Raw genomic sequence first — 14,061 nt, forward strand, 5'->3', positions numbered from 1 at the left:
TTCTCAGTCGCTCCGCCTCAAGCCGGCAGTCCTGCCTTGAGCAGGCCGGCCTCGTAGCGGGCCCGGTCGAGGTCGCGCTTGTAGTGCTGTGTAGCGAGGTGCGCGGCGATCGAGAACGTCGGCTCGCGTTTGCGCACTTCTGCGGCATGCGCGGCAGCCGCCACCGCGTTCCCCATCTGCGCCAATGTCGCGGCGAGGAAGGCGTGATGGGTATGGTCGGGCCGTGTGATGCGTGAGAACGCCTCGGCGGCTTCGGCGTATTTTTCGGCGCAATAGCAGGCCCGCCCGAGGTGGCTCCAGAACCGTTCGGGGTGGAACGGGTTGAGGCGCATCGCCCGCTTGATCCAGTCGATGCCCTCCTCCGGCCGGCCGAGCCAGGTCAGAAGCTCGCCCTGCTGCACGACGACCAGGTCGTAATTGGGGTTGAGCGCGAGCGCGCGCTCCTGGTGGTAGGCCGCCCTGTCGTGATCGTCGCGATTGAGGTTCACCGCGGCGAGGATGCGGTGCACGTCGCTGTCATTGTCGTCGAGCTTGAGCGCGATCTCGAGTTCCGCAGCCACCTGCGCGAAGGTCGCGTCGCGATCGGCGCACCAGCTGTAGACCCAGCTCTGCCCGAGCACGCAGGCCCGCCAGGCGTGCGCATGCGCATAATTGGGATCGAGCGTGATCGCCCGTTCGAGCAGCCGCTGCGCCTCCGCATTGTCTTCCCGCACCGAGCGGTGATGCAGCACCTTCGCGGCCAGCACGCATTCGTAAGCCGCCATGTTGTCGGTCGGCTTGCGCTTGACGCGGTCATGGGCGGCGGCCTCGACGCGGCCGGGCAAGGTCGCCACGATCGCGCGCGTCATCTCGTCCTGGATGGCGAAGATATCGGCAAGCTCCCGGTCGTAGCGTTCGGCCCAGACATGCCGGTCAGCCTCGGCGTCGATCAGCTGCACCGTGACGCGAATGCGCTCGCCCGACTTTCGCACGCTGCCTTCCAGCACGTAGTCGACGGCGAATTCCTTCGCGACCTCCTGCACCTTCACGGCCTTGCCCTTGTAGACGAAGGTGGAGTTGCGCGAGATCACCAGCAGGTCGCGGAAGCGCGACAGCTCGGTGATGATGTCCTCGGTCAGGCCGTCGGCGAAGAACTCCTGCTCGGGGTCGCCGCTCATGTTGACGAGCGGCAGCACCGCGATCGAGGGTTTCCTGGCGATCGCCGGCGTCGCCGTGTCCTTGGGGTGCGCGGGAGTGGATCTTGCGTCCGGCCCAAGGTGGATCCGGAAGACGCGGATCGGGCGTGCGATGTTCTTGACGGTCTGGTCGCCGAGATCCTCGAAGCTCAGATCTTCCAGACGATCGCCGAGTTGGTCGCGGACCGCGCCCGAAACGCAGATGCCGCCCGGTTCGGCCAGCGTTTCCAGGCGGGACGCGACATTGACGCCGTCGCCGAAGATGTCGTTGCCGTCAACGATCACATCGCCAAGGTTGATGCCGATGCGAAACTGCATCCACCGCGCCGGCGCGACGTCGACATTGCGCTTCGCCATCCGGCGCTGCACCTCCGCGGCGCACAGCACCGCATCGACCACGCTGTGAAATTCGACCAGCAGGCCGTCGCCGGTGGTCTTGATGATGCGCCCGCGATTCTTGGCGATGGCCGGATCGATCAGCTCGATCCGGTGGGTCTTCAGGCGCGCGAGCGTTCCCGTCTCGTCAGCCTCCATGAGCCGGCTATAGCCGACCATGTCAGCCGCGAGCACCGCAGCGAGCCGACGCTCTGGTCCTGGCACATCCATCTGTGATCTGCCCGGTTATCTCACCGCACAGTCTAGCAAATCCCAGGAACCGGCCCAAGTCCGGAGTCATGTCCGGAGTATTGCGTTGGTGCTCTGAAGCAGGTCCCCTGCAGGTCGGGAAGGCCCCCGGCTCAGAGCATTCCGAGTGCCTGCATATAGGTCTCCAGGATGGTCTCCTGCTCCTGGCGCTCATTGGCATCCTGCTTGCGCAGGCGCACGATGGTGCGCAGTGCCTTGACGTCGAAGCCGTTGCCCTTGGCCTCGGCATAGACGTCGCGGATGTCGTCCGAGATCGTCTTCTTTTCCTCTTCCAGCCGCTCGATGCGCTCGATGATGGACTTGAGCTGATCCTTGGCAAATCGCGTTGCGGGCTCTTCCTGAAGGGCGGCAGACGTGGTGGCCATCCGGTACTCCTGAACTGGCATTGATGTGTCGCGCGAATACGCGCCACGCGCACCGCTTGTTGCGAGCGACCCTCGATTTTGAGGCGCCTTCCGTCAAGGAAACATCGCGCTCATCCACAGCGCGCCCACAGGAGATACAAGAGGGATTCATCGGGATGTCGTCATTCTAGGATGGTGCGCCAGCACCAGACCCGGAATCTCGAGATTCACAGGGGCGCAATGCGCCCCGCAGTTCGATGCTGCGTATCGCCCCGGAACAACGCTGCTGGTTTGCTCTGAGCCCTAATGCCCGCTTTGGGCCTTCTTCATCGCCGCCAGTTGCTCCGGTGTCGCGCTGCCCTGATATTTGGCCTTCCACTCCTCGTAGGGCATGCCATAGACCGCTTCGCGGCTCTCGTCCTTGCTGACGGCAAGGCCCTTGGCGTCTGCCTCCTCCTTCATCCAGTTGGAGAGGCAATTGCGGCAGAAGCCGGCCAGGTTCATCAGGTCGATATTCTGCACATCGGTGCGATTGCGCAGATGGTCGACGAGGCGCCGGAAGACCGCAGCCTCGAGTTCCGTTCTGGTTTTGTCGTCAATGCTCATCGCCGTCATCCCGCTGTTGTCGTCACCATATCAGGTGGGAATTGTCACAGATTTTGCCATATCGCCGCGCAATACGGGCCCCGCTCGGCCGAATTGTGTGACGGTCTCACCGGCCCCAACACATCAAAGATGCGCGCCCGACCGTTGACACGGCCTGTCGGAACACGCGAAATCGTCAATGATTTGATATAGCTTCGCCGCATGACTCCAGCAGATCCCCCGGTTTTGGCCTCCCGAATCGCCCGCCTCGCGATGGCCGGCGCGCTGCCGATCCTGGCGCTGGTTGCGGCATGTCTCTGGACGAGCCCGGCGGCGGCCGATTTCCGGCTGTGCAACAATACCTCGAGCCGGGTCGGGATCGCGCTCGGCTACAAGGACGCCGAGGGCTGGACCACCGAGGGCTGGTGGAACGTGTCGTCGCGCAGCTGCGAAACCCTGCTGCGCGGCAATCTGGTCGCGCGCTATTATTACATCTACGCGCTCGACTATGATCGCGGCGGCGAGTGGTCCGGTCAGGCCTTCATGTGCTCGCGCGACAAGGAATTCACCATCAAAGGCACCGAGAATTGCCTAGCGCGCGGCTTTGACCGCACCGGCTTCTTCGAGGTCGACACCGGCGAGCAGCGTGCATGGACCGTCCAACTGACCGAAGCCAACGAACAACAGCCGCAGAAAGTACCGGGAATGCCGGGCGGCGTCGGCCCGGGAAATCCGGGAACGATGCCGGGTCTGCCCAATCCGCCGGGCGCAGCGCCTCCGGGCGCGTCTGGTCTGCCGCCAGCCGCGCCGCCGCCCGGAAACAAGCAATGAGACGCCTGCGTCGAATCAAGATCCTCGCAACGCTCGGCCCGGCCTCCTCAGACAGCACGATGATCCGCAAGCTGTTCGAGGCGGGCGCCGACGTGTTCCGCATCAACATGAGCCACACCCCGCATGACAAGATGCGGGAGCTGGTCAAGACCATCCGCAACGTCGAATCGAGCTACGGCCGGCCGATCGGCATCCTGGTCGATTTGCAGGGGCCGAAGCTGCGGCTCGGCTCGTTCGAGAACGGCTCGATCCAGCTCAACAACGGCCAGTCCTTCATTCTCGATTCCGACAAGGCGCCGGGCAACAACAGCCGCGTCAATCTTCCGCATCCGGAGATTCTGGCGGCGCTGCGGCCCGGCCACGCGCTGTTGCTCGACGACGGCAAGGTGCGGCTGATCGCCGAGGAAACCTCGCTGGAGCGCGCGGTGACCCGCGTCGTGATCGGCGGCAAGATGTCGGACCGCAAGGGCGTCAGCCTGCCCGACACCGACCTTCCGGTGTCGGCGATGACGCCGAAGGACCGCGCCGACCTGGAAGCTGCGCTGCCCGAGGGCATCGACTGGGTCGCGCTCTCCTTCGTGCAGCGCGCCGAGGACGTGCTCGAGGCCAGGAAGATGATCCGCGGCCGCGCCGCGATCATGGCCAAGATCGAGAAGCCGCAGGCGATCGACCGGCTCGCCGACATCATCGAGGCGTCGGATGCGCTGATGGTGGCGCGCGGCGATCTCGGCGTCGAGCTGCCGCTGGAGCGGGTGCCGAGCCTGCAGAAGCAGATGACCCGTATGGCGCGCCGCGCCGGCAAGCCGGTGGTGGTCGCCACCCAGATGCTGGAATCGATGATCCAGGCCCCGGTGCCGACCCGCGCCGAGGTCTCCGACGTCGCGACCGCAGTCTATGAGGGCGCCGACGCCATCATGCTGTCGGCTGAATCGGCCGCCGGCAAATATCCGGTCGAGGCGGTCTCGACCATGAACCGGATCGGCGAGGAAGTGGAGCGCGACCCGACCTATCGCGGCGTGCTCAACGCCCAGCGCGTCGATCCCGAAGCGACCGTCGGCGACGCCATCGCGGATGCGGCGCGGCAGATCGCCGAGACGCTCGACCTGTCGGCGATCATCTGCTGGACCTCCTCCGGCTCGACCGCGATCCGCGTGGCGCGCGAGCGGCCGAAAGTGCCGGTGGTCGCGATCACGCCGAACCTCGTCACCGGGCGCAAGCTGTCGGTGGTGTGGGGCGTGCATTGCGTGGTCGCCGAGGACGCCCACGATCTCGACGACATGGTCAACCGCGCCGGCTCGATCGCCTTCCGCGACGGCTTTGCCAGGGCCGGCCAGCGCGTGATCATCGTCGCCGGCGTGCCGCTGCGCGCGCCCGGCACCACCAACATGCTGCGCATCGCCTCGGTCGGCCCGAACGGCGACGCGCAGATGTGACGAGCCTCCCGTCCCGGGACTCTGGAAAACGCTCTAGCCCTGCAGCGACGCGTCGAGCGTGATCTTGGTGTTGAGCAGCTTCGACACCGGACAGCCCGCCTTAGCCTTGCCGGCCAGTTCCTGGAACGTGGCGTCGTTGGCACCCGGGATCTTCGCGCTCAGCGTCAGGTGCACCGCGGTGATGGCAAAGCCGTCGCCGACCTTCTCCAGGGTCACGTCGGCCTTGGTCTCCATGTTCTCGGCGGTGAGCTTGGCTTCACCCAGGATCAGCGACAGCGCCATCGTGAAGCAGGCGGCGTGCGCGGCGCCGATCAGCTCTTCGGGGTTCGAGCCCGGCTTGCCCTCGAAGCGACTGGCGAAGCCATAGGGATAGTCGGTCAGCGCGCCGCTCTTGGTCGAGATCGCGCCCTTGCCGTCCTTGATGCCGCCCTGCCATTTGGCCGAGCCATGGGTCGTCGTCATGCGTTGCTCCGTGAGGTTGGGTTCACCCAGCCCGCAACACCTACAACGCCAATACGACAGAAAGTGTTCGGCGCGGACGCTCGCGCTTCAGGCCCCCGCCCCCACCAGCGCCTTCGCCGGCGCCGTCGCCTGGACGACGAGGCCGCGGGCGCGGGCGTCCATCACCCCGACGGCGCGCAGCGCGAGCAGCGTCACGGTCTGCACCGCATCGCGCAGCTTGATCGGATCGTCGAGATTGGCCGGCGCCAGCGGGCCGACCAGGGCCTCATGCAGCGCGCCGAGCAACGCGGTGGCGGCGAGCGCGGTGTCCTGCGCCGGCAGATGCCCGGCCCGCACCGCCGCATCGATGCGCGTGGCAAGCTCGCCGGAAATGTCGCGGCGGCTGGCGAGCCGCGAGGCGGTGACGTCGACATCGACCGGCTCGGCCAGAATGCCCCAGGCGAGCTTGCGCTGCGACAGCACGTGAACCGCGATCGTGGTGACCGCGGCGGCCAGTGCCGATGACGGCCCGGGCGCGGCATCGGCGGCGCGCCGGATCGCGGTCAGCTCATCGCGCGAGACCTCCGTGATCAGCTCCGAGATCAACTCGGCCTTGGACGGGAAATAGCGATAGACCGTCCCCGCCGCGACATTGGCCCGGATCGCGACCGGCGCGATCTGGACCGCCGCCATGCCGCCATCGGCCGCGGCGTCCCGCGCCGCCGACAGGATTGCGCTGCGCCGGGCAGCCAGTCGTTTCACGACCTGATGTGTTCGCCGATAAACCATGGCGTTGCCATCCCCCCACCATGCGCCCGGCCGGCGCCCACCGGCAGAGAACGCACGCGTATTCAATGTTTTGCGCGATTGATCCCGCAATCGCGTGAAGAAGTGAACAACTATTCAGACCGGTTGACAAGGTGGAATTGTAAGGATTTTGCGACAATCGCGTGGCGGGTTCCGGCGCCGAAAGGCTGCAATCGCGCGGCCGCATTTACCCGAATTTATCGGTGGCCATGGTCCAGTGGCCGCAACGCCGCGCCTTCGCGCAGCTCCGCGGTCAACCAGGAAAGCCCACACGCCAAAACATGTCACTCTCCATCACCAGCAGCGTGAGCAACCGTAGCGCGGCGCGCGGGCTGATGCCGTTGTGCGCCGGCGTCGGTGCATATCTGTTCTACATGGCCGCGGGCGAAATCCTGCTGCGCGATTCCGATACGATGTGGCAGATCAAGGTCGGGCAGTGGATCCTCGACCACCGCGCGATGCCCACCACGGACGTGTTCTCGTTCACCCGCTACGGTGAAGCGTGGATCTCGAGCTCGTGGCTGTCGCAGGTGCTCTATGCCCTCGTCTATGGCGGCGACTGGGCCGGTCCGGTGATCATCTCGTCGATGGCGATCGGCGCGACGGTTGCGATCTTCCTGCATCTGCTGCGCCCGTATTTCGATCCGGCGCGCGCGTTCCTGATCGCGGCGCTGGCGCTGCTGCTGTCGACCATCCACTTCTTCGCGCGTCCGCATGTGCTGGCGCTGCCGGTGCTGCTGATGTTCGTCGGCGGGCTGATGGCGGCCGCGGATCGCCGCTCCTCTCCGTCATGGTGGCTGCTGCCGCTGATGACGCTGTGGGCCAATCTGCATGGCGGCTTCGTGCTCGGCCTGGCGCTGATCGGGCCGATCGGACTTGAGGCGGTGTGGAGCGCGGAGCGCAGCCAGCGTCGCGAGCTCGTGATGCGCTGGGGACTGTTCGGCCTCGCCGCGCTCGCCGCGAGCTGCATCACGCCCTATGGCTGGGGCAGCCTGCTCGGCGCGATGAAGATCATGAGCCTCGGCAAGCTGCTCACGCTGATCGGCGAATGGATGCCGGCCGATTTCAGCAAGTTCTCGTTCTTCGAAGCCACGCTGCTCGGCCTGATCGGCGTTGCGTTCTATCGCAAGCTGACGCTCTCGGTGCCGCGGATCCTGCTGCTGCTCGGCCTGATCTGGATGGCGCTGACCCATGTCCGCAACATCGAGGTATTCGCCTTCATCGCGCCGCTGGTGCTGGCGAAACCGATCGCCGAGCAATGGGGCACGGCGGACCCCGCCGAGCCGCGCTTCGGCGAGGCGCGCACGCTGCCCATCGTCACGATCCTCGCGGCGATCGCGATCGTGATCGGGGCGTGCGTGACGACCACGATGTTCGTGGCGCAGCATCACTTCAAATTCCTGCCGAGCTTCGAGCCCGCCGCGGCGGTCGACGTGCTGCAGCAGCAGAAGGCGCACCGCGTGTTCAGCACCGCGCCGTTCGGCGGCTACATGGTCAGCCGCGACATGAAGGTGTTCATCGACGGCCGCGCCGAGCTGTATGGCGAGCAGTTCGTGCTCGACTATTACGACGCGCTCGACGCCAAGAACCTCGGCGAGCTGCTGGCGCTACTCGACAAGTACAATATCGACGCCACGCTGCTGGGCGCGACCTCGCCCGCCGGCTACGCGCTGGATCACGTCAAGGGCTGGAAGCGGCTGTACCGGGACGACGTCGCCGTCATTCACGTCCGGTCGGATGAGGCGAAGGGGAGCACGCTTCCGGCGGCTGAGAACGTGAAGTAGCTCAACTACACCGCTGCCTACCCGTCATCCTGAGGTGGCCGCTTCTTCAGCGGCCCTCGAAGGATCGACGGCCACCGGCGGGGCCGTGCATCCTTCGAGGCTCGCCCAGCAGCGCAATGCGCTGCAAGGCTCACACCTCAGGATGACGGTGATAGATTGATTGGGTCGTCCCCCTCAATTCCCCGTCTGCAATTCGCCAAAACGGTCCCAATTCTTGCCGTTGAAGCGCATGAACTGCATCTGGTCGACCGGCACGTGGTCGGTCGGCGAGGTGTTGACCTTGATGCCCGGCAGCAGCATCGGCAATTCCAGATCCTTGATCGCAAAGGCCTGCTTCAAAATGTTCTCGGTCGAGAGATCGTTGCCGCAGGCCTTCAGCACCGCCTCCAGCGCCATCGCGCTGTTGTAGGCGTTGACGTAGTTGGTGTCGTGCTGATCGCCGTCGGGCACGTATCTGGTCATGAACTCGCGCCAGCCCTTCATCCCGGGATCGTCGGTCCAGGCCGGGTCATCGGGGTCCTTCACATAGGCGGTCGAGATGATGCCGGTGCCGGCCTCGACGCCGGCGGGCTGCATCACGGTCGAGATCCACACCGCGGTGTTGGACAGGAAGGTCAGCGGCCGCCAGCCGACCTCGTAGGCTTTGCGGATCGACTGCGCGGCGAATTTCGGCGTCGCCGCGATCACGAAGACGTCGGCACCGGAAGCCTTCAGCTTCACGATCTGCGAGTCGATGGTCGGGTCGGTGATCTCGTAGGTCGCGACCGTGACCAGCGCGTCGTACTTCTCGCCCAGCACGTCCTTCAGGCCGGCGAGATAGTCGCGGCCGTAATCGTCGTTCTGCGCGATCACCGCGAATTTGGCGTTCGGAATCTTCGCCAGCGCGTAGCGCGTATAGAGCCGCGCCTCGTAGCGGAACGGCGCCTGCACGCCCATCGTTGCCTGCGGAAACTGCGCGATATCGCCGAATTTCGAGGCGCCGGACGCCAGGAACAGCTGCGGGATGTTCTTGCTCTGCAGATATTTTGCAATCGCGGTGTTATGCGCGGTGCCGATCGAGGAGAAGATCAGCGCGACCTCGTCGCTCTCGACCAGGCGGCGGGTCTGCTCGACCGTCTTCGGCGGCGCGTAGGAATCGTCGAGCGAGATGAAATTGATCTTGCGCCCGTTGATGCCGCCGCGCTCGTTCAGCATCTTGAAATAGCCGACCTCGCCCTTGCCGAGCGCCCCGAACGCCGACACCGGCCCGCTGTAGGGCATGGTCTGGCCGATCCTGATTTCGGTTGCGGTGACGCCGCGCATCTCGGCGGCGTGCGAGGCGACTGATATCAGCAGGAATGAAACGGCGATCAGCCCACCAAATGCGTTGCGCATCGGCCTCCCCTCCCTTGTTCTTCGTTGCCGCGCTTCTCAGACGACGCGGAGGTGCCGCTCAGCGGCTTGAGGCGAGGATGCCATACCGGCCGCTGGTCACAAAATACAAAAGCCCGGCTGGAGGGCCGGGCTTTTGCAAACTGCTCTGCGGGAGCACGCCGGGCGTTAAGCCTGCGGCTGCGGCTCCAGACCGGTGTCCGGATCGGGACGCGGGCGCGGCTTGCCGGCCGGCGGCACGGCGGAGGCGCGCGGCGTCGACGGCTCCAGCACCGACTCACGGTTGGGCTTCTTGCCCTTCAGGAGGTCGATGATCTCGTCGCCGGTCAGGGTCTCGAACTCGAGCAGGCCCTTGGCCAGCGCCTCGAGATCCTCGCGCTTTTCGGTGAGGATCTTGGTCGCTTCCTTGTAGCCTTCCTCGACCAGACGCTTGATCTCGGAGTCGATCTTCTGGACGGTCGCCTCCGACGCGTTCTGCGTGCGCGAGACCGACATGCCCAAGAACACCTCGTCCTGGTTCTCGCCGTAGGAGACGGTGCCGAGTTCCTCGGACAGGCCCCAACGCGTCACCATCATGCGAGCGAGACGGGTCGCCTGCTCGATGTCGGAGGCGGCGCCCGAGGTCACCTTCTCGCGGCCGAAGATCAGCTCTTCCGCGACGCGGCCACCCATCATGATGGCGAGACGCGAGGTCATCTGCTCCAGCGACATCGACAGCTTGTCGCGCTCCGGCAGCTGCATCACCATGCCGAGCGCACGGCCGCGCGGAATGATGGTCGCCTTGTGGATCGGGTCGGTCGCGACGACGTTGAGGCCGACGATGGCGTGGCCGCCCTCGTGATAGGCCGTTAACAGCTTCTCTTCCTCGGTCATGACGAGCGACTTGCGCTCGGCGCCCATCATCACCTTGTCCTTGGCCTCTTCGAACTCGGCCTGCGTCACCATGCGCTTGTTGCGGCGGGCGGCGGTCAGCGCGGCCTCGTTGACAAGGTTCATCAGGTCGGCGCCGGAGAAGCCCGGCGTGCCGCGCGCGATGGTCTTGAGATTGATATCCGGCGCCAGCGGCACCTTGCGAACGTGAACCTTGAGGATCTGCTCGCGGCCGACGACGTCCGGATTCGGCACCACGACCTGGCGGTCGAAGCGGCCGGGACGCAGCAGCGCGGGATCGAGCACGTCGGGACGGTTGGTCGCCGCGATCAGGATCACGCCCTCATTGGCCTCGAAGCCGTCCATCTCGACCAGCAACTGGTTCAGCGTCTGCTCGCGCTCGTCATTGCCGCCGCCGAGGCCGGCGCCGCGATGACGGCCGACCGCGTCGATTTCGTCGATGAAGATGATGCATGGCGCATTCTTCTTGGCCTGCTCGAACATGTCGCGGACACGGCTCGCGCCGACGCCGACGAACATTTCGACGAAGTCAGAACCGGAGATGGTGAAGAACGGCACGTTGGCTTCGCCCGCGACCGCGCGCGCGATCAGCGTCTTGCCGGTGCCGGGAGGGCCGACCAGCAGCACGCCGCGCGGAATGCGGCCGCCGAGGCGCTGGAATTTGCCGGGGTCGCGGAGGAATTCGACGATCTCCTGCAGATCCTGCTTGGCCTCGTCGACGCCGGCGACGTCCTCGAAGGTGACGCGGCCATGCGCTTCGGTCAGCATCTTGGCGCGCGACTTGCCGAAGCCCATCGCCTTGCCGGCGCCGCCCTGCATCTGCCGCGACAGGAAAATCCAGACGCCGATCAGCGCGATGAACGGCAACCAGGAGACGAGCAGCGAGACGAACCACGGCACGTTGTCGCCCGGCGGCTTCGCGGTGATCGAGACCTTGCCGTCATACAGGCGCTTCACCAGCGTCGGATCGCTGGGCGCATAGGTCTGGAAGCTCGAGCCATTGGTGAAGGTGCCGTGAATCTCCGGCCCCTGGATCACGACGTCGCGGACATGGCCCTGGTCGACTTCAGTGAGAAGCTGCGAGAACGAGATGTCCTGCGAGGAGGTGCGCTGGCCCGGATTCTGGAAAAGCGTGAACAACGCCAGCAACAGCAAAACGATGATAACCCAGAGGGCGAAATTCCGCAGATTGGCGTTCATGGTCTTCCTTCGTGGTCGCGCGGATCGCGGCCTCTCCTATCCTTGGGCAGGCTCTGTGGGAATCCCCAGGGAATCCATCCCGTCGCTCCATACAATTTAGGTGCCGCTGGGGTCGATGCCAAGGGAACCACACATGACTATTTACCGCATCCTAGCGCGATTCCCGGTCAAATAATGGCGCAAAACCCTGTGTTTTCCGGGGGTGGTTAAGCCTCTTTGCCGGATTATGACAGCGATTGAACCAATCCAATCCGGCTCAGCTGGAACGCGCCCGGCGCGGCGGCGCCGGCTCGACCCTGATGCGGCCGCGGGCCACGCTGATCACGGCCCCGGCCAGGGTCTGCTTTAGCCTGTTTGGCTTGGGCCGACGATCCGCCAAGGTCAGATCGAGGGCCTCGAGCAACGTTTCCACCTTGCCGAGCTCGGCAGGCCCTTCATGTCCGGTCCGGTCGATCGCCCGTTTCAGAAGACGAAGACGGATCTCCTCCGGCATCGCCGCGAACAGGGAGGCGTCGAAACCGGCGCCGTCGCCGTCTTTCAACGCGAGGTAGCGCTCGGCGCCGTCGACAAGCACCTCGACGGCCGCATTGGCCCGCGCCAGCCGCGCGGCGAGCCGCGCCAGGTTCCGCGCGTCGCCGCCCTCCTCCGCCAGCGCTGGCATCAGCGCACGCAGCCGCGGACGGGTGAAGGCGGGATCGCGATTGGTCGGATCGTCGGCAAAGCCGATGCGCGCCCTTTGCAGCGTCGCGATCAGCTGCGCCTTGGAAACACCGAGCAGCGGCCGCGCCAGCCGCACGCCGTCGCGCTCGGTCTCGCGCGCCATCGCCGCGAGGCCCGCGATGCCGCTGCCGCGCAGCATCCGCATCAACAGCGTCTCGGCCTGGTCGTCGCGGGTATGCGCGGTGAGGATGTGGGTCGCGCCGTGCTTGCGCGCGGCTTGCGTCAGCAGGCGGTAGCGGGCCTCGCGAGCGGCCGCCGGGACTCCGGTCTTCGGTTTGGGCCCGGTCCAGCGCAGCGTGTGATGCTGCAGATCGAGGCTTTGCGCCAGCCGCTTGACGTCGCGCGCCTCGCGGGCGGCCTCGGGGCGCAGGCCATGATCGATGGTCACGGCAATCAGCCGCGGCCCGCGCGACAGGGCGCGCCGCCAGCGCGCCGCCAGCCACATCAGCGCCACCGAATCCGGGCCGCCCGATACCGCGAGCACGACCGCCGGCGCGGACGCGAGGCCTGTGAACAGGCGCTTGGCGTCCCTGGCCGGGATGGCGGATGGAGCGTCGGGCATCGCAGAACCAGCGTATCGCGGGAGGCCGGACGCGGCCTCCCCGCTACTGGTTTAGCACTTCACGCGCTTCTGCTCGCGGTCAACCGCGGCTTTGACGCCGCCGGAGGCGCGCGGATATTTCCGCGTCACTTCGCCGAACGCGGCGCAGGCGGCTTCCTTTTCCTTCAGCGCCGCCAGCGACTGGCCAAGCCGCAGCAGCGAGTCGGGCGCCTTCGCGGATTTGTCGAACTTGGTGGTCACGCCGAGGAAAGTTTCCGCGGCGTCGCGATATTGCTGGCGTTGGAAATAGCTCTCGCCGAGCCAGTATTGCGCGTCGGCGGCGAGCGGATCGCTCGGGTACTTCTGGGCGAAGTTCTTCATCGTCTCTTCGGCGAGCGCGTAATCCTTGCGCTGCATGTAGCCGATGCCGAGGTCGAACTCGTCCTTCGGCGTCGCCGACGGCGGCAATGTGGTCAGCGCCGCGCTGGCGCCGGGCGGACGCTGCGGGCTGGCATTGCCGAGGTCGAGCGGCTCGCCCGCGCCACGGCCGCCGGGCGCGCCGACCGCGGCATCATTGGAGATCGGCAGCTGGCCGCCGCCGAGCGCGCGCGGCGCGCCGGGCGCGTTCGGGTTCTGGTTCGGATCGAAGGCATCGCCACGGCCGCCGCGGCGGCCGCCGGCTGCGGCCGGAGGCGCAGCCTCCTGCACGATCGGCGCGGGAGCGGCGATCTGCTGCTGGTCGTAACCGCCCTGCGGCCGTCCATATCCCTGCTGCGACTGGCCGTAGCCTTGCTGCGGGTAACCGGGCTGCTGCTGCGGATAACCCTGCGGTTGCTGCGCCGGCGGCGCCACCGCGACATTGGACGGACCTACGGGCGGCTGGCCGGCGGGACCGGGCGGCTGGCCGCCGAGCTGGCGCAGCCGTTCCTCGAGCTGGCGGTTGCGGTACTGCAGCTCCTCGTTTTGCCCGGTCAGCTGGCGCAGCTGATTCTCAAGCCGCTGGATCCGCATTTCGTAGTCGCCGCCATCGTCGGATTGCGCAAAGGCCGGAACGGAAACGGCGAACAGCGCCGCGATCGCCGCGGCGGAGGTAAGGAATTGAAGTCTCGATGACATTTTGCCCTGACGACGATATCGACGTGAAAAGCCGGTCACATTGAGGGACGGAGTACGCCGGAATTGTGACTGGCGCTTCAAATCCGGCGTGACTTCACGACATGGTTTAGTCGCGGCGCCGAAACAAGCAAGCAGCCAATTGCGCGCGGCCCCGTTCATCAAGATGACGGAGCCCAA

Annotated in this window: 12 protein-coding genes; 3 read left to right on the forward strand and 9 right to left on the reverse strand. The window is 66.1% G+C overall.

Annotated elements, in window-relative coordinates; all coding sequences use genetic code 11:
- Positions 1 to 17: 17 nt before the first annotated feature.
- The 3 genes from XH93_RS37950 to XH93_RS37960 form a co-directional block, all read right to left on the reverse strand.
- The gene (locus tag XH93_RS37950) at positions 18 to 1,781 is read right to left on the reverse strand and encodes an adenylate/guanylate cyclase domain-containing protein (protein WP_194471364.1); all 1,764 of its coding nucleotides are present in this window, start codon (positions 1,779 to 1,781) and stop codon (positions 18 to 20) included.
- A 131-nt stretch (positions 1,782 to 1,912) separates the two neighbouring features.
- Positions 1,913 to 2,185, reverse strand: a complete 273-nt coding sequence (locus XH93_RS37955) for a DUF2312 domain-containing protein (RefSeq protein ID WP_139486562.1) — start codon at positions 2,183 to 2,185, stop codon at positions 1,913 to 1,915.
- A gap of 282 nt (positions 2,186 to 2,467) precedes the next feature.
- Positions 2,468 to 2,770: a DUF1244 domain-containing protein gene (locus XH93_RS37960; RefSeq protein WP_076862154.1), complete on the reverse strand. Its 303-nt coding sequence runs from the start codon at positions 2,768 to 2,770 to the stop codon at positions 2,468 to 2,470.
- 252 nt (positions 2,771 to 3,022) lie between these two features.
- Here XH93_RS37960 and XH93_RS37965 point away from each other — a divergent pair, with 252 nt between their 5' ends.
- Positions 3,023 to 3,580 (forward strand): DUF1036 domain-containing protein, encoded by a 558-nt coding sequence (locus XH93_RS37965; protein ID WP_194475497.1) that lies wholly within the window; start codon positions 3,023 to 3,025, stop codon positions 3,578 to 3,580.
- A complete protein-coding gene (gene pyk / locus XH93_RS37970; protein ID WP_194471365.1) occupies positions 3,577 to 5,013 on the forward strand; it encodes a pyruvate kinase in 1,437 nt (478 codons plus the stop codon). The genes XH93_RS37965 and pyk overlap by 4 nt, the downstream gene beginning before the upstream one ends.
- 33 nt (positions 5,014 to 5,046) lie before the next feature.
- Here the strand turns inward: pyk and XH93_RS37975 are convergent, their stop codons facing one another.
- Together XH93_RS37975 and XH93_RS37980 are read right to left on the reverse strand one after the other, a co-directional pair.
- Positions 5,047 to 5,475, reverse strand: a complete 429-nt coding sequence (locus XH93_RS37975) for an OsmC family protein (RefSeq protein ID WP_139486560.1) — start codon at positions 5,473 to 5,475, stop codon at positions 5,047 to 5,049.
- Between the two features lie 87 nt (positions 5,476 to 5,562).
- Positions 5,563 to 6,243, reverse strand: coding sequence for a TetR/AcrR family transcriptional regulator (locus XH93_RS37980; protein ID WP_139486559.1), 681 nt, complete (start codon positions 6,241 to 6,243; stop codon positions 5,563 to 5,565).
- A 299-nt stretch (positions 6,244 to 6,542) separates the two neighbouring features.
- Here XH93_RS37980 and XH93_RS37985 point away from each other — a divergent pair, with 299 nt between their 5' ends.
- Positions 6,543 to 8,045 carry a hypothetical protein gene (locus tag XH93_RS37985; protein ID WP_194471366.1) on the forward strand — a complete coding sequence of 501 codons (1,503 nt, stop codon included), beginning with the start codon at positions 6,543 to 6,545 and terminating at the stop codon, positions 8,043 to 8,045.
- 174 nt (positions 8,046 to 8,219) lie between these two features.
- Here XH93_RS37985 and XH93_RS37990 read toward each other — a convergent pair whose 3' ends face one another.
- The 4 genes from XH93_RS37990 to ybgF form a co-directional block, all read right to left on the reverse strand.
- Positions 8,220 to 9,419, reverse strand: coding sequence for an ABC transporter substrate-binding protein (locus tag XH93_RS37990; RefSeq protein ID WP_194471367.1), 1,200 nt, complete (start codon positions 9,417 to 9,419; stop codon positions 8,220 to 8,222).
- Between the two features lie 165 nt (positions 9,420 to 9,584).
- The gene (gene ftsH, locus XH93_RS37995) at positions 9,585 to 11,507 is read right to left on the reverse strand and encodes an ATP-dependent zinc metalloprotease FtsH (RefSeq protein WP_139486556.1); all 1,923 of its coding nucleotides are present in this window, start codon (positions 11,505 to 11,507) and stop codon (positions 9,585 to 9,587) included.
- Positions 11,508 to 11,763: 256 nt separating this feature from the next.
- Positions 11,764 to 12,789: a tRNA lysidine(34) synthetase TilS gene (tilS, locus tag XH93_RS38000; RefSeq protein ID WP_194471368.1), complete on the reverse strand. Its 1,026-nt coding sequence runs from the start codon at positions 12,787 to 12,789 to the stop codon at positions 11,764 to 11,766.
- Between the two features lie 51 nt (positions 12,790 to 12,840).
- The gene (ybgF, locus tag XH93_RS38005; RefSeq protein WP_194471369.1) at positions 12,841 to 13,884 is read right to left on the reverse strand and encodes a tol-pal system protein YbgF; all 1,044 of its coding nucleotides are present in this window, start codon (positions 13,882 to 13,884) and stop codon (positions 12,841 to 12,843) included.
- Positions 13,885 to 14,061: the final 177 nt, after the last annotated feature.

Source organism: Bradyrhizobium sp. CCBAU 51753, assembly GCF_015291565.1.
In the GTDB taxonomy this organism is placed as follows: domain Bacteria; phylum Pseudomonadota; class Alphaproteobacteria; order Rhizobiales; family Xanthobacteraceae; genus Bradyrhizobium; species Bradyrhizobium ivorense.